The sequence below is a fragment of the Desulfomicrobium norvegicum genome (assembly GCF_900114595.1).
In the GTDB taxonomy this organism is placed as follows: domain Bacteria; phylum Desulfobacterota; class Desulfovibrionia; order Desulfovibrionales; family Desulfomicrobiaceae; genus Desulfomicrobium; species Desulfomicrobium macestii.
Genome location: NZ_FOTO01000002.1, coordinates 356,742 through 380,888 on the forward strand (window position 1 = coordinate 356,742; position 24,147 = coordinate 380,888).

General features: G+C 49.8%; 22 protein-coding genes. 12 read left to right on the forward strand and 10 right to left on the reverse strand.

What is annotated here, in order from left to right; translation table 11 throughout:
• The first annotated feature begins 39 nt into the window (after positions 1-39).
• Genes BMZ24_RS05590 through BMZ24_RS05605 form a run of 4 tightly spaced genes read left to right on the forward strand, consistent with a single transcriptional unit; the run spans position 40 to position 3,854 of the window.
• On the forward strand, positions 40-981 hold the full coding sequence (locus BMZ24_RS05590; RefSeq protein ID WP_092190126.1) for a UDP-glucuronic acid decarboxylase family protein: 942 nt from the start codon (positions 40-42) through the stop codon (positions 979-981).
• Between the two features lie 50 nt (positions 982-1,031).
• Positions 1,032-1,814 (forward strand): hypothetical protein, encoded by a 783-nt coding sequence (locus BMZ24_RS05595; RefSeq protein WP_143077844.1) that lies wholly within the window; start codon positions 1,032-1,034, stop codon positions 1,812-1,814.
• Entirely contained in the window at positions 1,807-2,757 is a 951-nt protein-coding gene (locus BMZ24_RS05600; RefSeq protein WP_092190130.1) for a hemolytic protein HlpA-like protein, read from the forward strand. Before BMZ24_RS05595 ends, BMZ24_RS05600 begins: the two co-directional genes overlap by 8 nt.
• Positions 2,739-3,854, forward strand: coding sequence for a glycosyltransferase family 4 protein (locus BMZ24_RS05605; protein WP_092190132.1), 1,116 nt, complete (start codon positions 2,739-2,741; stop codon positions 3,852-3,854). Before BMZ24_RS05600 ends, BMZ24_RS05605 begins: the two co-directional genes overlap by 19 nt.
• Positions 3,855-3,988: 134 nt before the next feature.
• On the opposite strand, the gene BMZ24_RS05610 is transcribed toward BMZ24_RS05605, so the two are convergent.
• Both BMZ24_RS05610 and BMZ24_RS05615 read right to left on the reverse strand, forming a co-directional pair.
• Positions 3,989-4,816: a glycosyltransferase family 2 protein gene (locus tag BMZ24_RS05610; RefSeq protein WP_092190134.1), complete on the reverse strand. Its 828-nt coding sequence runs from the start codon at positions 4,814-4,816 to the stop codon at positions 3,989-3,991.
• A 7-nt stretch (positions 4,817-4,823) separates the two neighbouring features.
• Entirely contained in the window at positions 4,824-5,696 is an 873-nt protein-coding gene (locus BMZ24_RS05615; protein ID WP_092190136.1) for a glycosyltransferase, read from the reverse strand.
• 52 nt (positions 5,697-5,748) lie between these two features.
• On the opposite strand from BMZ24_RS05615, the gene BMZ24_RS05620 reads away from it, so the two are divergent.
• From BMZ24_RS05620 to BMZ24_RS20470, 7 genes are all read left to right on the forward strand, one after another.
• A complete protein-coding gene (locus BMZ24_RS05620) occupies positions 5,749-6,705 on the forward strand; it encodes a hypothetical protein (RefSeq protein WP_143077845.1) in 957 nt (318 codons plus the stop codon).
• Between the two features lie 166 nt (positions 6,706-6,871).
• On the forward strand, positions 6,872-7,996 hold the full coding sequence (locus BMZ24_RS05625; RefSeq protein WP_092190140.1) for a glycosyltransferase family 4 protein: 1,125 nt from the start codon (positions 6,872-6,874) through the stop codon (positions 7,994-7,996).
• Positions 7,983-9,449, forward strand: a complete 1,467-nt coding sequence (wbaP, locus tag BMZ24_RS05630) for an undecaprenyl-phosphate galactose phosphotransferase WbaP (protein WP_092190142.1) — start codon at positions 7,983-7,985, stop codon at positions 9,447-9,449. The genes BMZ24_RS05625 and wbaP overlap by 14 nt, the downstream gene beginning before the upstream one ends.
• Positions 9,450-9,571: 122 nt before the next feature.
• On the forward strand, positions 9,572-10,330 hold the full coding sequence (locus BMZ24_RS05635; RefSeq protein WP_092190144.1) for a class I SAM-dependent methyltransferase: 759 nt from the start codon (positions 9,572-9,574) through the stop codon (positions 10,328-10,330).
• 71 nt (positions 10,331-10,401) lie between these two features.
• A complete protein-coding gene (locus tag BMZ24_RS05640; protein ID WP_092190146.1) occupies positions 10,402-12,249 on the forward strand; it encodes a hypothetical protein in 1,848 nt (615 codons plus the stop codon).
• A gap of 115 nt (positions 12,250-12,364) precedes the next feature.
• Entirely contained in the window at positions 12,365-13,297 is a 933-nt protein-coding gene (locus tag BMZ24_RS05645; protein ID WP_244150288.1) for a glycosyltransferase family 2 protein, read from the forward strand.
• Between the two features lie 115 nt (positions 13,298-13,412).
• A complete protein-coding gene (locus BMZ24_RS20470) occupies positions 13,413-13,766 on the forward strand; it encodes a GtrA family protein (protein ID WP_161949048.1) in 354 nt (117 codons plus the stop codon).
• 87 nt (positions 13,767-13,853) lie between these two features.
• On the opposite strand, the gene BMZ24_RS05655 is transcribed toward BMZ24_RS20470, so the two are convergent.
• The 8 genes from BMZ24_RS05655 to larB form a co-directional block, all read right to left on the reverse strand.
• Positions 13,854-15,614, reverse strand: coding sequence for an ABC transporter ATP-binding protein (locus BMZ24_RS05655; RefSeq protein ID WP_092190152.1), 1,761 nt, complete (start codon positions 15,612-15,614; stop codon positions 13,854-13,856).
• Between the two features lie 3 nt (positions 15,615-15,617).
• Positions 15,618-16,223 (reverse strand): hypothetical protein, encoded by a 606-nt coding sequence (locus tag BMZ24_RS05660; RefSeq protein ID WP_092190154.1) that lies wholly within the window; start codon positions 16,221-16,223, stop codon positions 15,618-15,620.
• Positions 16,224-16,235: 12 nt separating this feature from the next.
• Positions 16,236-17,366 carry a glycosyltransferase family 4 protein gene (locus tag BMZ24_RS05665; protein WP_092190156.1) on the reverse strand — a complete coding sequence of 377 codons (1,131 nt, stop codon included), beginning with the start codon at positions 17,364-17,366 and terminating at the stop codon, positions 16,236-16,238.
• Entirely contained in the window at positions 17,363-18,433 is a 1,071-nt protein-coding gene (locus tag BMZ24_RS05670) for an O-antigen ligase family protein (protein ID WP_161949049.1), read from the reverse strand. Before BMZ24_RS05670 ends, BMZ24_RS05665 begins: the two co-directional genes overlap by 4 nt.
• Positions 18,434-18,651: 218 nt before the next feature.
• Positions 18,652-19,701 carry a glycosyltransferase gene (locus BMZ24_RS05675; RefSeq protein ID WP_161949050.1) on the reverse strand — a complete coding sequence of 350 codons (1,050 nt, stop codon included), beginning with the start codon at positions 19,699-19,701 and terminating at the stop codon, positions 18,652-18,654.
• A complete protein-coding gene (locus BMZ24_RS05680; RefSeq protein WP_092190162.1) occupies positions 19,698-20,699 on the reverse strand; it encodes a polysaccharide deacetylase family protein in 1,002 nt (333 codons plus the stop codon). Before BMZ24_RS05680 ends, BMZ24_RS05675 begins: the two co-directional genes overlap by 4 nt.
• Complete coding sequence (locus BMZ24_RS05685; protein WP_092190164.1) at positions 20,696-21,808, reverse strand: glycosyltransferase; 1,113 nt, start codon at positions 21,806-21,808, stop codon at positions 20,696-20,698. Before BMZ24_RS05685 ends, BMZ24_RS05680 begins: the two co-directional genes overlap by 4 nt.
• 10 nt (positions 21,809-21,818) lie before the next feature.
• Complete coding sequence (larB, locus tag BMZ24_RS05690; RefSeq protein ID WP_244150289.1) at positions 21,819-22,571, reverse strand: nickel pincer cofactor biosynthesis protein LarB; 753 nt, start codon at positions 22,569-22,571, stop codon at positions 21,819-21,821.
• Between the two features lie 145 nt (positions 22,572-22,716).
• On the opposite strand from larB, the gene BMZ24_RS05695 reads away from it, so the two are divergent.
• Entirely contained in the window at positions 22,717-24,132 is a 1,416-nt protein-coding gene (locus BMZ24_RS05695) for a sigma-54-dependent transcriptional regulator (protein WP_092190168.1), read from the forward strand.
• Positions 24,133-24,147: the final 15 nt, after the last annotated feature.

Sequence of the window (24,147 nt, forward strand, 5' to 3'; positions counted from 1 at the left end):
GAGAAAGCGACATGAATTTTAAAAATTGGAAAAAAGATAATGAATAAACGAGTACTCGTGACGGGAGGCTCAGGATTTCTTGGTTCCCATCTCTGTGATCGTCATATCAAGGATGGCGCAGATGTTTTGTGTATAGATAACTTCTTTACGGGCAGTAAAGCCAATATCTCTCACTTAATCGGTCATCCTCATTTTGAGCTAATGCGTCACGATGTGACATTTCCACTTTATGTCGAGGTTGATCAGATCTACAACTTGGCATGTCCTGCAAGCCCTATTCACTATCAGTTAGATCCGGTGCAGACCACTAAGACCAGCGTTCATGGAGCGATCAACATGTTGGGACTGGCCAAACGGGTGAAAGCTCGCATTTTTCAAGCGTCCACAAGTGAAGTCTATGGTGATCCTGAATTACACCCGCAGCCTGAAAGTTACTGGGGTAAGGTTAATCCGATAGGGCCACGGTCTTGTTATGACGAAGGCAAGCGCTGCGCCGAAACGTTGTTTTTCGATTATTATCGGCAACACAATCTGGACATCAAGGTCGTTCGAATCTTCAACACCTACGGACCAAATATGCATCCCAACGATGGGCGCGTGGTGAGCAATTTCGTTGTCCAGGCGCTGAAAGGTGAGGACCTTACCATTTATGGCGATGGCCAGCAGACGCGTTCTTTCTGTTATGTAGATGACATGATCGATGGCTTTGTGCGAATGATGGACAGCGAGAAGGGCTTCACCGGCCCTGTGAATATGGGAAACCCGGGGGAGTTCACCATGCTGGAACTGGCAGAGAATGTTCTGTGTCTTGTGGGCGGCAAGTCGAAACTCACCTTTCATCCGTTGCCGACGGATGACCCAAGGCAGCGAAAACCGGATATTTCGCTGGCCAAAGAGAAGCTGGGTTGGGAACCCCGTGTGCGTCTCGAAGATGGTTTGAAGGAGACAATCACCTATTTCAAGAAAATTGTTAATTCGTGAACCTTCCGGGCATGACAATGTTGCAGACGAGCAGATACGCAGTTGTCACAATGGCTGTTGGTGAGAAGTACAGCAGGCTGCTGTCTTTTTCATTGAACCACCTTCGTGGATATGCCAAGAAATGTGGCACGGATTTGATTGTCTGCGATGAAGCTCCCGACCAAAAATTTCGGCGTAGTTTATTAAGTCAAAAATTGTTGCTTCCAAAGCGATATAGTTCCTACGATTGGATTTTTTTTGTTGACCTGGATGTCTTGATTTCGACTACAGCCCCTTCGGTGTTTGATTGTGTCGATGATTCCTTTGCTTTTTCTGCCTCTGTTGACAATCGTGAGTCTAAAAAGACTGCCCTCCACGTTTGGCGTCGACCAGACATACTGGAGGAGACCCACAGGAGTTATTTCACCTCACGTGGGTTTCAGGACAGCGAATTGCTGCACGGGTCTATCAATGGAGGAGCTTTTTTATGCAGGCCGTCTGTGATCGGCAAACTTTTTGAAGATGCATATTGGTCTGACTTGCCGGAAACAAGTCACGAAGAAGCTATTGCCGCCTATGTTTCTCAAACCAAAGGACTGTTCAAACCTCTGGATGATCGCTTCAATACACAGGTGCTTCATGCGTTGAGTGCCGAGGATCCTGATTACGCATACAATTTTGCGCATGGGTATCACTTTAAAATTTTGAAAAAATTGCACAGTATTATGCCGCCTGCCTTGCTCAAGTCATTATACCCTCGCGTTTATTCTCGGTTTGTTTCTGATAAAATGAAGGAAAACTATATTCTTCATTTTGCCGGGGGCTACCCATTTTTGGGGCTTCCCAATGGGTGAGTACAAGCTCATAACACCCGTCGCTTTCATCATCTTCAATCGCCCGGATACGACGGCCAGGGTGTTTGCAGAGATCGCGAAGGTGCGTCCGCCCAAGCTCCTGGTGGTTGGAGACGGCCCACGTGCTTCGCGACCAGGAGAATTGGAACAAGTAGCCGTAGCGCGGGCCATTATCGAAAAAGTTGACTGGCCGTGTGAGGTGCTGACCAACTTTTCAGAAGTGAACCTGGGCTGTAAGAGGCGGGTTTCAAGCGGCATCGACTGGGTTTTTGAGCAAGTAGAGGAGGCGATAATTCTGGAGGATGACTGCCTGCCTCATCCGACTTTTTTCCGCTTCTGTCAGGAGATGCTTGAACGATATCGTTATGACGAGCGCGTAGCCATGATCAGTGGTGATAACTTTCTTTTTGATCGCGTGTCTGTGTCTGAGAGCTATTATTTCTCGCGTTATCTTCACATTTGGGGGTGGGCGTCATGGCGTCGGGCTTGGAAGGACTATGATGTTAAAATAAGAGATTGGCCGCAGGCGCAGCTTGATGGTTTACTCGCTGCTTACATTAGGCGCAGTGGCGAGAGACCCTATTGGCTACAGGCTTTTGACGAAGTGCATCACGGCCTTCTCGACACTTGGGATTATCAGTGGGTCTTGAGTTCTTGGTTGCAAAGTCGGCTAGCTATCATGCCTGAAGTTAATTTAGTTTCAAACATCGGATTCGGCCAAACTGCAACTCACACCACAGGTGCTAGTATTTACGCAAATATGCCGACGAAAGAAATAGAGTTTCCGCTTCGCCACCCACGGCATGTCTTCCCACATCTGTCAGCTGACGAGTTTACCGCCAAGGGGCATTTCACAATTAGTTGGCGACGACGAGCTTTAAATAAGGCAAAAGATATCGGAACGTTAATCTTGAATTCGCTGTCATGCATGCTAAAAAAATAAATATTGTTTACGATCATCAGATATTTGACCAGCAAAAATACGGTGGTATTTCGCGCTATTTTTGTGAGGTGGCGAGTCGCATTGCTAGAGATAACAATTGTGATGTAAAATTTGCGAGTCCAATTTTTTTCAATTGTTATTTAAAATTTGATAGTGATCGCGTAAAAGGTTTGTATATTCCGCAAATACCTAAAACTGGTAAGTTAATTCAATTAATTAACAATTTGATAGCTCCTTGTTTGGTAAGATTGTGTAGTCCGAATCTTGTACATGAGACTTACTACTCGTATAAATCTGCGGCCTCAAATAGCGCAAAGGTGATAGTTACAGTTCATGATATGATTCATGAACTTTTTCCAGAATCTTTTGAGACGAGTGATACCACAAGATTCAAGAAGGCTGCCGCAGTCAATAGGGCAGATCATGTCATTTGCGTTTCTGGGAACACGCAACAAGATCTCATTCGCTTATTAGGGGTAGATCCTGCGAAGACGTCAGTGGTGCATCATGGTTATGAGTTGATGGTCGCGCCCTCCGGTATGCGACGATGTGAAGAGCCCTATATTTTGTATGTTGGCAGTCGGGGGGGGTACAAGAATTTTGATCGTCTCCTCCAAGGATATGCGGCCTCGCCGTCCATACATAAAAATTTTCAGTTGGTGGCTTTCGGAGGGGGCGAGCTGACAAGGCAGGAACGTTCTCGGATTCAAGAGTTGGGGGGGGGGCGATTGCAGGTACGGCATTTCAGCGGCGACGACGAGGTGTTGGCTGACCTTTACGACTTTGCGCATGTGTTTGTGTACCCTTCGCTTTATGAGGGCTTTGGGATTCCTCCATTGGAAGCGATGAGTGTTGGCTGTCCAGTGCTTTGTTCTGATCGAAGCTCGTTGCCGGAAGTCTTAGGAGACGCGGCCGGTTTTTTTGACCCAGAGTCCGTCGATTCCATCGCGAATGCCTTGGAGCGCGTCTTGTTTGACTCTTCTTATAGACAAGGGTTGATTGAGAAGGGTTATGGCCGATGCGCAAGATATTCTTGGGAAAAGTGCGCAAAAGAAACGCTTGATGTATATCGCTATGTGGTTGGCAGCGAAATTTAAGTCTTTGTGCATTTTATTTTCAGGGAAAATCATTATGTGTGGTATCACTTACAGATTGGAGTGGTGCGATACATTAAAAGTAGTGCCGAGATTGTAGTCGTCAATCTCCAGTGTGCTCAGTCGGGTCGGGAGTTTCAATTATCCAGCAAGCCTTTTAGCCTGCCTTTGAACATATGCCAACGATAGGCCCAATTTGCCTTGCCTTCGACAACTCCACGCCACAATGGATAAACGACATTGGCTAATTTGAACCAGATGGAGAGGTTGTGCTTTTTAAGCACGTACATGCGACCTCTGCCATAGGCGCGCCATTTGGGGGCAAGGCTATAGTTTTGTGTGTTGGGCAGGGGGTGGAAAACCCGAATGGCTGGCGCACGATAGACTGGTCCGTGATTTGCTGCGCGCAAAAGGTAGTCGGTATCCTCTCCGCAGCCATAGGGAAGGCCTGTGCCTGGTCCAAGTTCTGGGTCGAACATGCCAATGGCAATCGTGGCGCTGCGGCGGTGGAATTGTACATACGTTTCACCTCGTACGAATAATTCACGCAGATTCATTGCATGAATAGCGTGTTCTTTGACTTCGGAAATAGATTGAGCAAATTCATCATGTGTCCAGGTGCCTACTGCACTATTTATGGCGATATCTTGCTGAAAAAAACTAACCACCATTTCCAGCGTATCGTGTGCATACCAGCAATCATCATCGGGAAAGGCTACAATTTCACCGGTGAATAGCGCGAAAAGAGCATTTCTGGCTGCTGAAACGCCGCAAGGGCTAATGCATACGCGTCGGATATCCAGTTGTGATTCAAAAGCGCCCAATGTGCCATCAAGGAATCCTGGAGGATTCTGATCTGCAATGAGAACTTCGAAATCTGTATGAGACTGGTCGCACAGGCTTTCTAGGAGTCGCTTAAGTTCCTTGGTTCGTCCGATGGTCGCTATGGCAAGAGATACTTTCATGGTGATATTATTTTGAGGAAATGTTCCATAATGGAGGACGTCTGCGCAATTTTCGCAAAAAATTGGCAAATCTGGCCGCTGTGGCCAATCCAAACAGTTTGGCCAAAACTGCACAAAGAATGCTTCTCGTTAAGCGTACATAAATTTTCCATGGGAATGACTTGGAAAAGTGTTGCCGTGAAATGCACAACTGCTCCCATTCGCTTCTCCACATGTTTGAGAGCGATGTGCTCACGCCGCCAACTGCCATGCATACAAGAGGCAGATCCCGCACCTCAATATCTCCTAGAGAAAATGTTCTGGCTAAAAAATCATAGTCTCCTGCAATGTGAAGTCGGGTATTGAAGCGATATTTATCAAAAATTGTTCGTCTATGGAATAGTCCTTGGTGGGGAAAGATCATCCCTTGATGAATGTTGTGTCCAATGTCAATTGATGGATGCTGTATGCTTTTGCTGTCTGCGACAGCAATTGAACTAGCGTCGTTAACTATTACGACAGGGGTTGCCAAGTAGATGGTTTTTGGGCCAAGTTTGTATAATATGCTTTCGGCGCTTTGTAAGCTCGCTGGGGAAATGAATTTATCGTCTGCGCCTAAAAATAGTACCCATTCTCCAGTGACGCGGTCCAAGGCATTATTCCATGCTTCGTAGATGCCCTTGTCTCTACGGCTCGATATTCTGAGAGACGGTAGCCTCTTTTGCCATTGATTGAGAAGAGCCATTGTCGCATCGGTACTTGCTCCGTCCTGAACGATTATTTCTGTGTTCTTCAAGTCTTGTTCGGCAAAAGAAGCAAGCAGTGTTGGTAAATAATTAGCAGCATTGTATGTCGCAACAACGCATGATATTATCGGGCGTTCACATGTGGTCGAGTTCATAGTTCAATGCATGCCATAAGTAAAAAATTGGCGCAAGATTTAAGAGGTGCCCGTGGAAAAAAAATTTGGAGTTGTCATTACATGTTATCCTGGTGATGTGCACTTTGCGCAAGCGTCATACATGAGTGTTTGTCATTTTCTCGGGCCTGAGACACGCGTCTGTTTTATTGTTGATGGTGATCCTGGTTGTTTAGGTGAAGTACTGCGTGATGAAAATGTAACCACTCTAACGCGTCAGGATGTTGTTGATCCGCGATTACAAGCGACTGGATTTGGGTGGGGGTTTACAAAAATGGTGGGGTTTTGGCATAGTCCTTTTGAAGAGTCTCTTTATCTTGATGCAGATGCCATAGTGTGGGGTAATGTTATAGAACAATTTTACAAGCACGGCTACGACTTCATCGTTGATCAGCAAAAATCATACTCCGATGCAGAAATAGCATTTTGGTTTTTCGCTCCTCAGGAAATTGTCAAGCACTATCCAGACTTTGATTTTGCACAATTTCGGGCTCGTTATGCCTGTACAGGAACTTTTTTTGCGCGGAGAGGAGCGCTTGATCTTCAAGAATGGTACGATATTGCAATGCTTCAAAAGTGCGATCCGGATGTTTTTCTTTTTGGTGGGGAAATGGGGCCTCTTAATTTTCTATGGGCTTACGGTTGCCAACGTGAGTTGTTACGTATACTTAGCGTTAAATATCAGGTCATTCCCGTAGACCATGAAGATAGCGAGTTGCGACAGTATTACAGTCCTGAAGCATTACGCGCGAACCGTATAAAGCCCGCCGTTTTACATTTTTGCGGTAAAAAGCCGAATATTTTCACTCGCTCTGTCAAGGTGGCGAGTATGAATTACTTTCGTAAACGGTATTTATTGGAAAAGGCAAAACTTTCGCCGTGGCGCGCACAGTTGCTTATGGCTTGGCAGGATATCCGTTTTGTTCTAGTTCCTTGGCTGAGGCGAGGAGTCTCGAAGGTAAAGAAACTGCTTGGGCTAATCCCCAATTGAGGCGGGCTGCATGCCACATATGTGCGTGTCAGACCAAGGCCGATCTCTGTCTCTCATTAATGATCGTTCATTCGTCGCATTCCTCAACATCGTTTATCAGCGTTGATCGGTATCAGTTGTCGCATCAAAATGAATATTATCAAATATTTGAGAAGGTGAATGCAGTTTGAGAGTAGCTATTGTCCATTACTGGTTTGTATCACAGAGGGGCGGTGAGAAGGTTGTCGAAGAGTTGTGCACTCTCTTTCCGCGTGCAGACATTTTTACTCTTTCACTGGATCGAGACGCCCTGTCTCATCGTTTAGCATCACGGGAAATAGCCACGTCGTTTATCAATAAACTTCCTTTTTCAGAACGCTGGTACAAACACTATTTGCCTCTTATGCCCCTCGCCCTGGAGCAATTCGATCTGCGGGGATATGATCTCGTCATTTCCAGTGAATCCGGCCCAGCCAAAGGCGTGCTGACATCCCCTGAGACCTTGCATATTTGTTACTGCCACACCCCCATGCGGTACGTCTGGGACATGTACCACGACTACATGTCGAATTCCGGCAGAATCAAAAGATTCTTCATGGCTCCCCTTCTTCATTACTTGCGCATTTGGGACAGGCTCAGCGCCGACAGGGTAGATCATTTCGTGGCCAATTCGGCGAATGTCGCGCGGCGGATCGCCAAGCATTATCGACGTGACGCGGATGTTGTTTATCCTCCGGTAGCTGTGGATGACTTTTGCGTTTCGGAGCAGCAGGATGATTTTTACCTTATGGTCGGGCAGTTGGTTGGTTACAAGCGGGCCGATCTTGCAGTGAAGGCCTTCACCCGTTCAGGGAAACGCCTGGTCATAATCGGGGAAGGTGAACAAGGGCGGCTTTTGCGTGAGATAGCTGGCAACAATGTCGAGTTTTTGGGCCGTCAACCGTTTGAAGTATTGCGCAACCACTACTCTCGTTGCCAGGCGCTGATTTTTCCTGGGGAGGAAGATTTTGGGATTGTGCCTCTTGAGGCGATGGCTTCGGGGCGCCCCGTCATTGCCTTTGGCAAGGGGGGGGCATTGGAAACTGTTGTGGATGGAAAGACGGGCATCTTTTTTCATGAGCAGACCGAGGATGCTTTGCTTGAAGCTGTCGAACGCTTTGAAGGCATGAAAAGTCATTTTCACCCTACCCAAATCCGGGCGCATGCGTGCGGTTTTGGGCCGGAGAGGTTCAGGGCTGAAATGGCCAAGATTATCGAGAGTCAAATTCAAGCGCATGCACGCGCAATGGGGCGTTGGGATGTTCAAGCATAGATCTGAAGGAGTGGTTACAGGCGATGATCTAAAAGCGTACTTCCCGAAGCAGGGGCCGCTTGCTGGATTGAGGGTAACCGGGCTCTTGTTGTTTTCCGACTGCCTGGCCTTGTTGTTGGTCTGGTGCTTGAGTGTCGTCGGGAGATTTGTTCTGGGTGGTTCTTTTAGTTTTGCTCTTTACTGGGACATGATTCCATTTCTGCTTCTTTTCCCTGCCGCGTACGCAATTGCGGGGCTATATCCCGGAATTTTGCTCAGTCCGCCCGCTGAGCTCAAGAAAATTACTCAGTCGACTTCCGTAATTTTTTTGATTCTCCTTGGTGCCATATTTTTGTCCAAACAAAGCGATCAATACTCGCGTGGGATTTTTGTCATGGCTTGGATTGGCGTTTTGGGCACGGTGCCTTTTTTTCGGACAATGGTCCGGCGAAAAGTGGAAATTTGGAAGCGCTGGGGGCACCCTGCGATTATTTTGGGCGCTGGCAGGACGGGAGAAGCTGTGGCCAAAGCGCTGGACCGCGAACACCGTTTGTGTTTGCGGCCGGTGGCATTTTTTGACGATGATCCTCGGAAACATGGCACCAGCTGTAACGGAGTGCCGGTGATCGGGTCATTGGACGCTGCAAAGGGGGTGACCGAAGAATGTAAAGGCGCCACTGCTATTGTGGCGATGCCTGGCGCAGGTCCGGCCAAGCTTGTGGAGGTGCTGCAAGGGCCAGCCGCTGATTTCAGGCGATTGATCATAATTCCAGACTTGTTCGGGGCATCGTCGCTTTGGATATCCGCCTTCGACATGGGCGGGATTCTGGGCCTTGAAGTCCATCAGAAGCTCCTTGATCCGCGAAGACAGTGGATCAAGCGAGGTGCGGAACTGGCCTTGATTTTTATCTGCTTGCCGTTAATTTTGCTTCTTTCCGCAATCATTGCCGTGATCATCAAGCTGGACTCCAGAGGGCCTGTGTTGTTTGGCCACAAACGGATCGGGCTCGGCGGAAAGGATATAACCATTTGGAAATTCAGAACCATGGTCCGCGATGCGGGCGCTGTTCTGGAAGAATGCCTACAGTCCGATCCAGCTTTGCGCGCAGAATGGGAAGAGATGCACAAGCTGACCTGCGATCCTCGCATCACACGGGTAGGGCATTTTTTGCGCAGAACCAGTTTGGATGAGTTGCCTCAGCTATGGAACGTGCTACGTGGGGATCTGAGCCTGGTTGGGCCAAGGCCGATCGTTTTGGATGAGGTGGACAAGTATGAGGGGGGCTTCGTCCTCTACAAGAAGGTTAAGCCCGGCTTGACCGGACTGTGGCAGGTATCCGGCAGAAGCGGCATCTCGTATGCCGAACGTGTTCGGCTGGATGCGTACTATGTTCGCAACTGGTCTGTTTGGCTCGATATTTATATTCTGCTCAAGACGCCTGGGGAAGTATTCCGTTGCCGGGGAGCATGTTGAGGTGTTTTGATTTATTTTAAGAGGTTGCAATGTAGCTATAATGCTTTTTCTTTATATGAGTTTTTTCTAAATTTTATAAAATATAATTTTATTGAAAATAATTTTCTTAGGGTGGTTAAAAATTGCAGTTTAAAAAAAAATCTGGTGTTGTTGGTGCGCAGAGCCCGTTACTAAGGTGGGTATGTGGCAGTGAGCAGTATGGTGCCCATGCGATTGGCAGACTGCTGAGGCATAAAGGTTCATTTAAAAAGGCTTTAGATCTTGGTGCTGGGACAGGGCGAGACCTTGAAATTATCCGCAAATCTTCTCCAGGAGTAGAGCTTTTCGGAATTGAGTTTGACGCGCAACAATGCGCAATCTTGAAAAGTAAAGGAGTCAAGACATATCAAGTCGATTTGGAAAGTTCGCGTTTGCCATTTGAAGATGAATACTTTGATATCGTGATCATAAATCAGGTTTTAGAACATATTAAAGATATTTTTTTTATTCTTCACGAAACAGCAAGGGTTTTGAAGACAGGTGGATATGTTTTAATAGGGGTTCCTAACGTGGCTTCGCTGCACAACAGGGCTCTTTTATTGTTTGGGCAACATCCTACTCAGGCAAAATCTTACTCGGCACACATCCGGACTTTTTCTAAGCAAGATACGCAGAGGATGATTGAACTGGCGGGGAATGGTGTATTCCAACTCGTAGATTTTGCAGGCGCACAGTTTTACCCTTTTCCAAAAAAAATCGCGCGGTTATTATCTTCTGCACTTCCTAGTTTTGCTTTTTCGATTTTTTTTCTTTTTCAAAAGCAAAGCGATTATACAGATAGCTTTTATCAGTATGGAAAGTCTCTAACAGCGAGTACGTTTTGCAAAAACAGCTTGAAATAAATTGTTGTAAAGTATTAATAATTGGTTAGTTTATTTAGTGATGATATTTTTCAATAGGTAATTTATATTTTATGAAAATTAAGTTGGAATATGCCTCGATCTGCGCTCTTCTCGTAGTTCTGATCATCCCATTTTACATCGCTATGGGTTTTACCTTTCCTCTGGGCGATGATTTTACCCGCGCAAATGCTGCGCGGGGTATTTTCGATATTGGAAAGGCTGTCGAAGAAATGTTTCACGCTTGGACGTCTTGGAGCGGGCGCTATACTCACCATTTTTTGGTAGTTTTTCTGGGCAAAGCTGCTGAATCTAGGGTGGGGTACACTCTGGTATGTGCAACTGGGGTGTCGGTATATTGGATTTCATTTTACGGCATTTTCTTTGAACTTTTTGGTCGGAAACGTCGCGGCGACTCTTTTATTATTGCTTCGATCTGCATGTTGGCTTTTTTGAGTGGGCATCCGAATCTGAATATAACATACTATTTGATGACGGATGTTCTGGGCTTGGGAATTGGCAATGGACTTGTCTTGTCTTTCATTTGGTCCCTATGTCGGCTATGGAATGCAGAATTTGTATCTAAAAAACTTAAAATTGCAGTTTTTGGAACAAGTGTAGCGGCTATTGGTTGCTATGAACATGCGGCCATTGCAACATTTCTGGCTGCTGCACTGGCATTTTTGATGGCGTACTATTTTTCGCACCCACATAGAAAGATGTATCTGCGAACATTTAAGGTCGTGGTATTTTTCTTTCTCTTCTCTTTTCTGGCAATGGGAAACTTCAAGCGACAAGCGACTCGAGACGTGACACTTGAGGTAATTTTAGCGCAGATATCAGCATCATGGGCTGCATGGAAGTCGCATGCTTTTAGCGCATTTTTTTCTGTATGGGGACTGACAGTACTTTTTGTAGGCTTAACGATAAATCCGGAACTCAAACGATGTTCAAATAAATTTGGCAACCACATACTCCCGCTAATTTTCGGAATCTTAGTTTTTTTTGCGATAACTTTTGGTATTGTTTTGGTGCAGGCTCTCAGTGATGTTCCGGTAACAGCCACTCCTAAGTTGACCGCCAGCATGTCTCTGCTTTCCAGTTACGCACTGACTTTTGTCGCCATTATCGCAATGATGCGTGTCCGAAGAACGATGGCGACAATTCCGTTGTCCCTGGTAGGTCTCGCATTTGTCATCATATTGGTTCTTACCCCTAACTACCAACGTCTTTTGCACGACCTTTTTTCAGGAAAAATTGCAGCGTACGCAGCTTCACTTGAAAAGCGCTATACTTTTTTGACTTGGACTGGGTATGAGGCCCCTGGGCATGCTACAAAGGTCGGTAAGTTGTTGTTTTATCCGTATCCAGTGAGTCTAGGAGAGGCCATCCCCGGTAGTCCTGATGAGTGGCCTTCCAAGGATGTTTCCAAGATGTTCGGTTTGGGAGAGCTGGTTTCTGCGTCACCCGATTTAAATCGTGCTTATGTTAATATTATGGAACGAGTACCTGAGGGGAAATTTTCTGCGGAAAATTTTTTCGGAATGTATGTTTTTAAAAACGTCAAGGCCGGTCCGAATGACACCTTTCGCTTTCACTGGTTACTGGTAGACTCTTCAATTTCTGCGAGTGATCATATTTCCACGCTGGTTTTGATTCGTCGTCAATTGGATCGCCCTGTGCCGGTTTTTATGCAACGTATGATCGAAAAAAAGATTTTGACTAGAGATGTAATCATGAAAGGCAGTATGCTTGAATATTTTGGAATTACAGAGCAAAGTGTCTTGGAGAAATGGAAAATTTTTGGAGGTGTGAAGGACTGCTATATGCTCCCGGTGGCTGCGCCTGAATGGGGGGAAATTCTTGCAGTATACGCGAGCTTGGATGGTGTTGAATACAAGAAAGTTGCCTTTTTTGAGTAATTTTCATATTTTAACTGGTTAAAAATCGCTTAGTGTGGAGTATATGAATTTTCCGAGCGGAGGAGTTCTTGCGTTTTCCAGGAGCTCCGAAAAAAGAGATGTTGGATCCATTCTCGTGAGCCTTGTAATACCTATGTATAATGAGCGCGACGGATTGGAAATGTTGTTCGCATCTATAGATAATGCCTTGTCTGGTCGTGCTATTGCGTATGAAGTTGTGTGTATTGATGATGGTAGTAGTGATGATACTTTTTCCGCTCTTGTCGATATCGGAGACAAGCGCATTCGTGCGTTTCGTCTTTCTCGGAACTATGGCAAGGAGATAGCACTTTCTGCGGGGCTTGATCTCGTTAGGGGGGATGTCGTCATACCCATGGACGCTGATCTGCAGGAACCGCCGGAGTTGATCCCTGTGATGTTGGACAAATGGGAGCAAGGCTTTGATGTTGTCGTGGCGGTTCGGCGCTCACGACAGGCTGATGGATTCGTAAAAGCAGCTTCAGCCAAGTTTTTTTATAAATTTTTTAATTCCGTCAGCGCGTCTAAAATTCCTGAGAATGCAGGTGATTTTCGCCTCTTGGATCGTCATGTCGTGGATGTGCTCAGGCAGATGCCCGAGCGCAATCGCTTCATGAAAGGTTTGTTGTCTTGGCCTGGCTTTCGGTATGAACAGATAGAATTCGATCGTCCTGAGCGTTATTGTGGGCAGAGCAAGTGGAAGCCCATTAAGTTGCTTGGTCTTGCGGTTGATGGTTTGACATCTTTTTCCACTCTACCGCTGCGAATGGCGTCAATACTTGGTGGTTGCATGTCCATGGGAACGCTTGCGTATGGCCTGTTTGTCGTGAGCAAAAGACTTTTATGGGGCGATCCGGTGCAGGGGTATGCATCACTAATGGCGTCCATGCTTTTTCTAGGAGGCGTTCAATTGTTGGCGCTTGGGATAGTGGGGGAATATATAGGTAGAATTTATATTGAGACGAAGAGGCGGCCGCTTTATGTTGTAATGGATTCCAATGATAATAATGTTGTCTATAAGAATGAATAAAAATTCATACTTTTAATTGCCTAACTTTGATAAATGAATGCTGCATAATATGATAATGACAATTAATAAGTTGTCTTCTTATTTAGATTCGAGGCCACGGGTTGTAAAATTTGTGATGACAGGTGTAGTAAACACGCTTGTTCACATAGGTGTGTTTACATTCTTGCTTTATATGCAATTTCCTGTCGTCTTAGCGAATGTTTTTGCTTTTATGTGTGCGAATATTTTTTCTTTCTTTGCATCTTCATATTTCGTTTTTAAAGTCAATACAAGCAGTATATATTACTATTGGAGATTTTTAAGTTTGTCGATCATCGGTGTGTCTGTAAGTTTTGTCATTTCCATTGTTTGCGAAAAACTCCAGCTGCACTCGTATATTTCTGTCTTGGGCGTAGTGTTGATCATGCCTCCTGTGAGCTACTTGCTGCAAAAAGTCGCCTTTTTGGGCGGCAAGGTTTCTGTTCGTTAGTTTTTGCGATGCATTTCGTATATTACAATCATACCGGGTGATTTAGTCTAGATATTCAAAATATTGGGAATAACTCAAGCCTCACTCTTAAGTTTTAGCATCAAACTGCAGAGTATAGAGCCTCTTGTAGAGTAGGCATTTCTCAAGCAGTTGCTGATGATTACCCACTGATTTAATCTGCCCGCCGTCCATGACCACGATTTTGTCTGCCGTAAGGATTGTCGACAGGCGATGAGCGATGATCAAACTCGTTCTGCCCGCCATCAGGTTTTCCAGCGCCTTCTGGACAATCCGCTCGGACTCCGTGTCCAGAGCCGACGTCGCCTCGTCGAGAATGAGGATGGAGGGGTCCTTCATGATTGCCCGGGCGATGGTCAGGCGTTGTTTTTGTCCGCCTGAGAGCTTCACTCCCTTTTCTCCGACTATCGTGTCATAGCCCTGCGGCAGTTCCATGATGAAGTCATGGGCATAGGCCGCTTTGGCCGCCTGCTCAACCACCTGCTGATCCAGTTCCGGTCGACCGTAGGCGATGTTGTCCCGCACTGAAAGATTGAAAAGAAAAGGATCCTGCGAAACGATGCCGATGCCTGTGCGCAGGCTGGACAAGGTGTAATCCTTCAAGGGGAGGCCGTTCAAGCGGATGACTCCCTGTTGGCATTCGTGAAAACGGGGAATCAGATGTATGAGAGATGTCTTCCCTGCCCCGCTCTGGCCAACGAACGCCACCCTCTGGCCTGCCTTGATTTCCAGATTGATGTCTTTGAGTGCTGGCTCCTGTGTTCCGGGGTAGGAAAAAGATACATCCTCAAATGAAAGCGAAGCAAACGGCGGAACATAGACGGTATCGCCGCCAGACTCTTCGACCAAATCCTTGGAATCCAGAATTTCAAAAACGCGTTCGGCCCCAGCCATGGCCTGCTGAATGGTGTTGTTGGCCTGGCTTATGGACTTGAAGGGGTCGTAGAGCATGACCAGTGCTGTCATGAAGGAAAAGAATTCTCCCGGCGTGCTTTTGCCGGCAATGACCTGACTGCCTCCATACCAGATGACCAAGCCAGCGCCGACGGCTCCGATCAGCTCCATTATTGGAGATGACAGCTGGTTGTAGATCTTGCCCTTGAGGCCGATACGTAAAAGTTTGGAGCTTGCCTCGCTGAACTTTTCCTTTTCCATGTCCTCAGTGGCGAAGGCCTTGACCACGCGCAGGCCATTGAAGCTTTCCTGCATGTACGAAGAGATATCCGCAATCTTGGCCTGATAGTTCCGCCCCACTTTTCTCAGTTTTTTTCCAAAATAGATCACTGGATAAACGGCCAAGGGGAAGACCAGGCAGGCCCAGAAGGCAAGCTGCGCATCCCGGTAGATGATGAGGGCCACCAGCCCGACCATGGTCAGGCTGTGCTGGATGATCCTGATCAGTTCCGGCAGGCTTGAGCTGATCAGGTTCACGTCACTGATGATCCGGGACATGAGCATGCCGACACGTGTTTCCCCGAAAAAATCCACGGGCAGGCAAATTATTTTTGCGAAAAGCTCATAGCGAAGCCGCTCCAGCACTTTGAGTCCGCAATAGGACATGAGATATTTTTGAACGAAAAGTCCCACGCCTTTACCCAGAAAGAGCGCCACCAGCATGATGGGAAGCAGCATGAGCGAAGAGCGATCCTTGTCGATAAAGATCTTGTCCAAAGCGGGCTGGACCAGATAGGCCGCCCCGGCGGTGCACAATGCTACCAGACCCAGGGCAGCGAAGGACGCGATGACAAGCATTTTGTAGGGCGCAAAATAACTCAGGCAGCGGCGAAGCAGATGTATGGTTTCATTCTCAAGAAGTTTTTTGATATTCATAGGTTACGACAGGGTGATACCCATCTCCTTATAAAGTTTTTGAAAGTAGCGATTGACTTTCTGACGGACGAACCACGGGTGTCGAAGCCAGAATTGTCCGCGAAAGCGTTCGCGTCCGGTTTGAAAGTCAATGATGACTGGATGGCTCGGTGATTGGACCAAAATGTTGCGGCGAACGATCCCGAAATGGTCGATGCTGTTCGCCAAGAACACTTCCTTGCGGATACGCTCCATCACGGCCCAAAATTCGGGCGTAAGATGCCGCGTATTTTTGACCAGATTGGGCGCGGGTCCGCCTTGATCGTCGCGGACTATACGCATGAGCAAAGCCTTGCGCCCGTCTTCTGCTATTTCAACGCCACGCATGTCTACAAAATATTGGCGCAGGTCTGCCGGGCAGGCGGCCATGATTTTCTGGTAGTTGGCCCATTCGTAATCCAGAAAATCCTCAATGCCATATTTTTGTGAGACAATGACGTTGGGGTCGGGCTGTCCACCCTGAAAGCGTCTGCGGGGCACCAGGATCTTGGCACAGAGCTCGGGCTGGTCCTGAATGGACACGATTTGGCACCAACCGCCTTTGATGATTTGTGGGCCGAGTTTGATCATGGATGATTTCCTTTATGCGAGCAATCCGCGATGCCAATCGAGGATGGTTTTGGCTCTGTTTGTCCATGTATGGCGCATTGCGGACTGCAATTGGTTGTCGCGAAGGCGTTCTTTGTTTTCGGGAGTCATGGTTAGCAAACGGTTGATTTGCGTGCACAGGGAATCAAGTGAGCCAGGCAAAAATAGAAGGCAATTTTCGTCATGAGTCAGAAATGGCCGCAGTACAGCGAGATCCGATGATAGAATTGGCTTGCCCGTGGCCAGATATTCAAAAAGTTTGAGCGGTGACATGTAAGGAATCAGATCGCCCTCTGGCATGTAAGGCATGATCAGCATGTCCGCGTCTTGAAGGATTGAGGGAATTCTCTTGTGTGGTACGCTTGGGTGCATGAATAGATTGGGGCCTTTGCTCTTTTCAGCCAGTGCTTTCGATTCCTTGAGGTTGCCACCGATGATGACGAAATTGACATGCTCCATCCGCGATGCCGCTTCGGCCAGGAAAATTGCGCCCTTTTCGGGGCTCAGCGAGCCCGTGTAAACCAGTCTGGGACGATCGTATATACGTTGACCGAACAGATGACCTAGCCCGCCGGCCACGGCGTGGGAAAAAATCGCAGGATCCACCCCATCCGCAGATGTCATGAGCCGTCTTTCCCGCAGGCCCGCTGCGAGGTACGAGTCGGAGATCTCCTGAGAGATTCCCACGATTCCGGCAGTGCTTGATGCATTCATGGCCTGAATGAAACGAGACATGGGCACTTGCTTGGCGTCTCGTGAAAAAACATGTGATTCGAATAGAACCGGTGCGTTTTGCTCGGCAAGCTTCCAGGCGACCGGTGCACTTCGGGTGAAGATCTTGCCTTCAAACGTGGACGGGAGTTTTCGCAGTACGTTTTCTTCAAAGCCGTGCCCAGATTGTGAAACAAAGTGAACTCGCACATTGTCTGGAATCGGAAGCCCGTAGTTCGCGAAGAGCCTCCCTGTCCATACATGCAGGCGTTTGGTAAATCCTCCAGGCAGGTAGGCGTCAAGGCGTTGAACCAGTGGTGCAAAGGCGCAAATCATGTTTACAACCTGTACGGAATTTGCATGGCGGGAGGGGATCTTGGACTTGGCTATATACAGGTACGACTCGGCGCTCATCGGTTGTGTTCCTCGCCGATGCCGCTTGCTGCACCGGTCAGGAAAAAAAGCAGGCCTGAGACGTTCAAGGAAAAGATGTTTACGTGCAGTTGCGAGTTAAGCAAAATTAAAGCGATGCTGGATAGCAATGGAATGGCCGCAGCGTTGGTGTTTCGGAGTCGCCAGCAGTTTCGCAAAGGAAAAAAGAAGATAAGAGAAAAAATAGCCGTACCAATGATTCCGCTTTCGCTCAGGAGATGCAAGGGCAAGTTGTGAGCGTCCTCGAGATTTTCATATGCGCCTGTAGGATGACTTGCTCGGTAGGTTTCGACATGAGGAGCTGCAGCCTCTTTGAAGGTACGAAAGCCGCTTCCTGTCAAAGGGTAGGTCTTAATGATTTCAACCGCCGCATACCAAACCGTAAGTCGTTCTCCCTGACTGGCGAGGAGATGGCCAGGACGCAGATCGAAGCGTTCTGCTTTTCCGAATAGAAAAATGAGACAGACGATGGCCACTAAACCTAAGACGATGACTCGGAAACTCCTGCGCGAGACGAGCAGAAAGCCGCAACAGATTAGGAGCGCGGCCAGGGTCATTCGTTTTTCCGTCATCAGCAGTGCGGACAGGAGGATAATGCCTGCCATCATTGCGAGAAGGCGTGAGCGGTTTGATGAGGCAAAAATGACCTGTGTGAAACAGACCATGCATCCTACCGCGACAAAAAGAGCTGTTCGGGTTGCGTTACGGAACGTCAGTTTCAAGTATTGCAAATCAAGGCCCAGATTGTCGATGTACGTGATATCAAATGCGAGAAGTAATTGCGCAACGAGCATACCCCCCGCCAAGGCGAGGGCTGCGATCAGGATGTCTTTCTGGACGGTTTGATGGCGGAAGTGGACAAACGCTTTGCCGAGGAAAAGCGGGATGAGCCATCCGTAAATGATACCTGTCCGGGCTACGTCGCCGGGGCCGAAAATATTTGTGACAGAGCAGTATAGCCCGAATGCCAAAAGGGATAAAAGTGACGAATCCCAAAGGAACTGCCATAAGTTTGAAGACTTTCCGAGTATGACAGCTGAAACGATCAAGACAAGCGCCCCAAGAGGCTCCGAAGCGGAAGGATTCAAGCAAATAGCAGTAAGATATATGCAAAGCGAAATTGCAAAAATACTATGCAGATTATAAAAACTATTAGGATAGGCGTATTGCATGGCTTTTAGATTTATAAGTATATATTTTTTATAATAATTTTTATTATCGCATTATTGAAACAGGTGTATACTTGTAGTGCTCGTGTATGTTATTATTAATGCGTGAAAAAAAAATCGATTTTTCTAATCATATTTTCGAGTGAATTATTTACTGAGGCTTTCCAGAATATTTTTCTTCGTTCAAATATTATATCATTAGAATAACAAATCAATTCATTCAATACAGCATTAAATTTATTAGGACACAATGTAGAAGGGATGCATAAGTCTTGTACTTCTTGTGGCCACATCTCGGCCACTCCCCCCACATCCCGAGCCACACAGACAAGTCCTTCAGCCATTGCCTCAAGCAGCGTATTTGGCAAGCCTTCCCGGTAGGAAGGAAGAAGAAAGACGTCTGCCTTGCGCAGAAATGACCTGACATCCTTTTGAAATCCGTGCCAGGTGACCCGGTCGTCAAGGTCAAGGCTGGTGGTAAGGTCTTTCAGTTCCGCTTCGATGCGTCCTGTTCCCACGATATGATATTCAAACGCGTAGCCCTGTTTTTTCAGTTCGGCCAGCGCCTCAAGGACGTCTTTATGCCCTTTGTCGGCGTTGAGCTGACTGGTGGAGATGAAGCGAAGCGGTGAATGCACGGTTGCCGGTGGAGACGGTGCAGGTTCCTTGCCTGTCAGAATGACCGTGATTTCTTCCGGTTTCAGATAAGGCAGTTCTTGCAGAAGGCCCCTTTTGATCTGTTCGCACGGGACCAGGATACGTGGCCGTATCCATTTGTGCAGCAGGCGCACCTTGTATGTGTTGCGCATGTCTCCAGCCAGGCCGACGCGGTGGACCACCGGGATGCCGAGCATTTTGGCCGCTATGCCTGCAATGCGCATATCCTTGCCCACATTGACGACGACAAGATCGGTTTTGCGCGCCTTGAAAAGCTTGATGAAGCCAAGAATCCGCATTGGATTGAAGTCCGGGCCAAAGGAAAGGCCCAGAGCGTCGAGCCCCATTTCGCGGGCCTTGTCGATGAAAGGTCCTGACCTGCCGACGATGAGGATGCCATGTCCGCGATCCGCGAGACCGCGCGCCACATCGAGGGTCCAGCTTTTGACCCCGCCCCATTTATTGGTGGAATTGACAAAGCAGATATTCATGTGCGCCTGCCTACGTTCCGCCTCTGGGCCCATGGAGCCAGCGTCCTGTGAGCCAGGAGCAGGGTCTTAAGGCCAAGCCAGGGCAATGTTTTGCGGTCCTTGACCGCAAGTCTGCCGATGCGCATGGGGTCAATTCCGGGCCCGACGTGTCCAGCCTCAAGGTTCAGCACACCCTCATAGCCAGCCTTTTTTGCGGCAGCCAGGGTGATGTCGTCGTATTCGCCCCAGGGCAGGCAAAGAAAGGGGCAGGGCTGGTCCAAAAGGTCTTCCAACTTGGCTTTCGCTGCCGAAAAGTCAGTTACACAAAAAGCGAGACGCTCTTGGTCAGTCTTTAGAGTCAGGGGGCGGCCGTTCCCGTCCAGTCCAAAGCCTGCATGGGCATAGGCGCTGCCCACTGGGTGGACGGCAGAGTCTGCGTCAGCGTCTTGGCCGCATAATGCGGCATGGCTCCAGTGTCTGTTCTCGCCGAGGGTGCCGGTTTGTTTTGCGCGAGTGAAACAGGCCTGATGCGTGGCGGAGTGCGAATAGACCTCCATGCCCAGATCGTGCACCACGGCGCGGATTTCGGCCTCGTTCATGAATCCGTCACAGTTTCCGGACAAGGCCTGCTGCATTATGTCGCCAAAGGCTGGCACTGGAAGTGGAGCCGTCTTTTGATCAGCTTGGAGCCGGGTTGGTCCGGGCTGAATAAAATCGGTGATGGCGAAAAAAACCCCATGCATGTTCCGGCGCAAGAGCTGGGGCACGGCGTATACCCAGTTGTCCAGCGTGCAGTCATCGAAGGTAATGACCACCGAAGGGCCGGATTGAGGTGTTTGTCCCTGTATGATGCGGTGCAGATTGGCCAGGCTGATGGTCTGAAAGCCGAGCTTTTTGATGAGGTCGAGATGGCGGCCAAATTTCTCAGGCGTCATGCCGCTGTCCGGCCGCACCTGATGGTAGCAAAGAACCGGAATGCTTGTGCCCAGCAGCGCCTGAGCTATGGATATGACGCTCATGCCGTGGCCTGTCTGCGCAAATCGGCATAGAGGGCGAGGGTTCGGGCTTGCATGGCCTCAATGGAAAATTCATCGCGAAAAGGTTTTTGGTTTGCCACGGGCAGGGCCAGAGTCTTCTCAAGTTGTTTTGCGCTCGACGTGAACCCATCCATGAAGGCAATGCGTGGGTAATATTCATGAATCTCTTCAAGAGGGGCGGTTTTCAACGCCAGGATGGGCAGGCCGTGGGCACATGCCTCCAGGGCCACTCCTGGCATGCCTTCAACTCCGGGGTCGGAGCAGAAAATCAGGCAATCAAGGGCGGCGTAGCAGCGATGAATGTCATGGCGCTCACCGAGAAAGGTTACATGCGGCTCCAGACCTTGTTCGCGGCTCCAGGCCTGATGCCGGGAAAGCCCCTCGCCGTCGCCGATGATCACAAAATGATATCTGCCAGACGACTCAAGAGATGCCTGGCGTGCGATTTCAAGAAAACGTCCGACCCCTTTGCCTCGCGCGATGCGGCCCACGAACCCGACAAGTTTTCCTTCCTCGGGTAGGCCCAGTTCCGTTCGGGATGCCGCCTCGACGTTGCCTGGCAGGTCGAGGCCGTTGTGCAGGATGGTCATCATCTTGTCCGGCAGTCGCGTGTGTCTTTTGAAATATTCGAGGGATTCACGGGAAACGAACACCACCTTGTGCGAAAAAAGCCGGTGGACCAGGCGTTCTTCCAGCATCTGTTTTTTGCGTCGCATGGCGGTTGTTCCGTACCAGTGCAGGTCGCTCAAATGAACCTGGCCGATCCGTACCGGCACCCGGGCTAGTGCGGCCGCAAGGATGCCGAAGATATTGCCGCCGAAGGAATGTGTGTGAACGATATCGGCCCGGTGTTTGCGGAAAAGTTTTGCCAGTCGCCAGATGGCCACCGGGTTCCAGTGCCCCTTGCGGGGCAGGAAGTGGGTATGCACGCCTAGCTGGGCCAATTCGTCAAAAAATACGCCTCGATCCTTGTAGGTCACGACGTGCACTTCGTAGTGCTCCGTGAGCAGAGGCAACAGTGCGCGCAGCCGTTTCTGCACACCGCCCACCTTCAGGTTGTTCGTGACTCGAAAAAGAACCGGTTTATTCATTTGCTTTTGTTTATTCTTGGCGGGTCAGGATTTTTTTTGCCAGCACGGCCGCCCCGAAGCCGTTGTCGATGTTGACCACTCCCACGCCCGGGGCGCAGGAGTTGAGCATGGCCAGGAGCGGGGTCAGGCCTGCGAAGTTGGCCCCATAGCCTGTCGAGGTTGGAACCGCAATGATCGGTGCCTTCAGGAGCCCGCCGAGGACGCTTGGCAGCGCGCCTTCCATTCCGGCCACCGCGATGATGACCCTGGCCTGGCGCAGGCTCGGCAGGTGCGGGTCCAGGCGGTGCAGGCCAGCGACGCCCACGTCGCTCACCAGGTGCGCGCCAAGTCCCAGGAATCTGGCAGTGCCCAGGGCTTCACGGGCCACGGGCAGGTCCGAGGATCCGGCCGTGACGATGAGCACTTCCGAGTCGGGCGCCTTGGGGTCGGCGGCCAGCAGATCCGCTCCCAGGCAAAAGAGCCTCGCCTCCTCCCACAGGCATCCATTTGGAAAAAGATTCTTAAGCTCCTGCCCGTGCGCCGTCGAAATCTTGGTGGCCAGGACCGGGTGGTGCCGCCCCAGCTCTGCAAGGGAGGCGCGGATCTGCTCCAGGGTCTTGCCCTGACCATAGACCACTTCGCCGACATTGGTGCGCTCCTGGCGCCAGGTGTCTAGGGTCAGGTCCTTGTTTTCGTTCCCCGCAAGGACCGCCTGGGCAGTCTCGCACGAGATATTGCCGGCGGCGACGTCGCGCAGCAGGGAGGTCAGTTCTTGGGGGTTCATGGGCATAAGAGGGGAGACCCTTTGGCTTGCTGTGAATTGAAGGCTCGAAATCCGACCCAGCCCTAGCAGATGGGCGGATGGCGGGCAAGCGCCCGCAGGCTCTCCATATTGCAAAGAGGCTGGGGAAAAGATAGCGTATGCGGATATGGCGTCCAAGCGAATCCTCTTTGTCTCACGATCCGAACTCGTGTCCCCCCTGCATGCCGAATTCAAGGCGCATGAGTGTCAGGCCATGGTTGTGGACGACCGTGCCTCGGCGCTTAAAGTGCTTGAGGCGCGCAAGGCCGATATCGTCTTCACCCTGCCTTCCCTGCCCGGATACAGGGCCCAGGATCTTCTCGATGCCTTGAACCAGGCCGAAAGCCAGATCCCCGTCATCGTGTTTACGGACAAGGGCAGCGCCGAGGAAGCGCGCTATTATATGGAAATGGGTGCGCAGGATTACTGGCTCTGTCCGCTGACCTGGGAAAAGATCCAGGCCGTGTTGCCACGGGAAGCGCAAGCCCCGGCCGCGCCTCGTCCCGTTGCCCGGAGCAATCCGCGCGAGGTGGCCATCGTAGGCTCCCATCCTTCCGTGGCCCGGGTTTTGGCTTTGGCCAAGCAGGTGGCTCCGTCCAAGGCCACCGTGCTCATCTCCGGCGAGTCGGGTACGGGTAAGGAGATGTTCGCCCGTTTCATTCATGCCCATTCGGGCCGTGAAAACGCTCCCTTCGTGGCGGTCAACTGCGCGGCCTTGCCCGAGCACCTGCTCGAGAGCGAACTGTTCGGTCACGAGAAGGGTTCATTCACCGGAGCCATTTCCCGCAAGCTGGGCAAGTTCGAACTGGCCACCGGCGGGACCCTGCTTCTGGATGAAATTTCCGAAATGGCCCTGGCTCTTCAAGCCAAGCTGCTGCGCGCCCTCCAGGAGGGCGAGATCGACCGCGTGGGCGGGGTCGAGACGGTCAAGGTGGATGTGCGCGTACTGGCCACCACCAACCGCAATCTTGAGCAGAGCGTGGAGAAGGGCGAATTTCGTCAGGACCTTTTTTACCGCCTGAACGTCATCCCGCTACGCCTGCCTCCGCTGGCCCAGCGCGGCGATGACGTGCTGTTGCTGGCCGATTTTTTCATCCGCCGTCTCACCCGGGAATACGGACTCGGCGCCCTGCAACTTTCGACCGAAGCCCGCGATTGGATCATGGCGCACGACTGGCCGGGCAATGTGCGTGAACTGCAGAATTTGATGGAAAGGGCCGTGCTCCTGGCCGGGGCGGGGCCCATCCGGCCGATGCATTTTCTGCTGGATGGGCAGGAGTGGTCCCCGGAGCTTTGCGAAGCGGGCGAATCGGTGCCGGACGCGCCCATTCCCGCGCGGGCGTCATCCTTGTCCCCGAGCATGACCATGGACTTTGCCGGACGCATCCCGACCATCCAGGAAATGGAGATGCATCTGATCATGAAGAGCCTGGATTCGACCTTGGGCAACAGGACCAAGGCTTCGGAGCTCCTAGGAATTTCCGTGCGCACATTGCGCAACAAACTTGGTGAATACAGAAAGATCGGCCTGGATATTCCGTAAGGGAACCGGGCCTTC

Bases quoted from the DNA above. Each gene is read 5' to 3' on its own strand.
- BMZ24_RS05610 (WP_092190134.1), bottom strand. From the start codon at position 4,816: ATGAAAGTATCTCTTGCCATAGCGACCATCGGACGAACCAAGGAACTT.
- larB (WP_244150289.1), bottom strand. From the start codon at position 22,571: ATGAACCCCCAAGAACTGACCTCCCTGCTGCGCGACGTCGCCGCCGGC.
- BMZ24_RS05685 (WP_092190164.1), bottom strand. From the start codon at position 21,808: ATGAATAAACCGGTTCTTTTTCGAGTCACGAACAACCTGAAGGTGGGC.
- BMZ24_RS05655 (WP_092190152.1), bottom strand. From the start codon at position 15,614: ATGAATATCAAAAAACTTCTTGAGAATGAAACCATACATCTGCTTCGC.
- BMZ24_RS05640 (WP_092190146.1), top strand. From the start codon at position 10,402: ATGAAAATTAAGTTGGAATATGCCTCGATCTGCGCTCTTCTCGTAGTT.
- BMZ24_RS05665 (WP_092190156.1), bottom strand. From the start codon at position 17,366: ATGAGCGCCGAGTCGTACCTGTATATAGCCAAGTCCAAGATCCCCTCC.
- BMZ24_RS05590 (WP_092190126.1), top strand. From the start codon at position 40: ATGAATAAACGAGTACTCGTGACGGGAGGCTCAGGATTTCTTGGTTCC.
- BMZ24_RS05680 (WP_092190162.1), bottom strand. From the start codon at position 20,699: ATGAGCGTCATATCCATAGCTCAGGCGCTGCTGGGCACAAGCATTCCG.
- wbaP (WP_092190142.1), top strand. From the start codon at position 7,983: ATGTTCAAGCATAGATCTGAAGGAGTGGTTACAGGCGATGATCTAAAA.
- BMZ24_RS05660 (WP_092190154.1), bottom strand. From the start codon at position 16,223: ATGATCAAACTCGGCCCACAAATCATCAAAGGCGGTTGGTGCCAAATC.
- BMZ24_RS05605 (WP_092190132.1), top strand. From the start codon at position 2,739: ATGCATGCTAAAAAAATAAATATTGTTTACGATCATCAGATATTTGAC.
- BMZ24_RS20470 (WP_161949048.1), top strand. From the start codon at position 13,413: ATGACAGGTGTAGTAAACACGCTTGTTCACATAGGTGTGTTTACATTC.
- BMZ24_RS05695 (WP_092190168.1), top strand. From the start codon at position 22,717: ATGGCGTCCAAGCGAATCCTCTTTGTCTCACGATCCGAACTCGTGTCC.
- BMZ24_RS05595 (WP_143077844.1), top strand. From the start codon at position 1,032: ATGGCTGTTGGTGAGAAGTACAGCAGGCTGCTGTCTTTTTCATTGAAC.
- BMZ24_RS05675 (WP_161949050.1), bottom strand. From the start codon at position 19,701: ATGAATATCTGCTTTGTCAATTCCACCAATAAATGGGGCGGGGTCAAA.
- BMZ24_RS05600 (WP_092190130.1), top strand. From the start codon at position 1,807: ATGGGTGAGTACAAGCTCATAACACCCGTCGCTTTCATCATCTTCAAT.
- BMZ24_RS05615 (WP_092190136.1), bottom strand. From the start codon at position 5,696: ATGAACTCGACCACATGTGAACGCCCGATAATATCATGCGTTGTTGCG.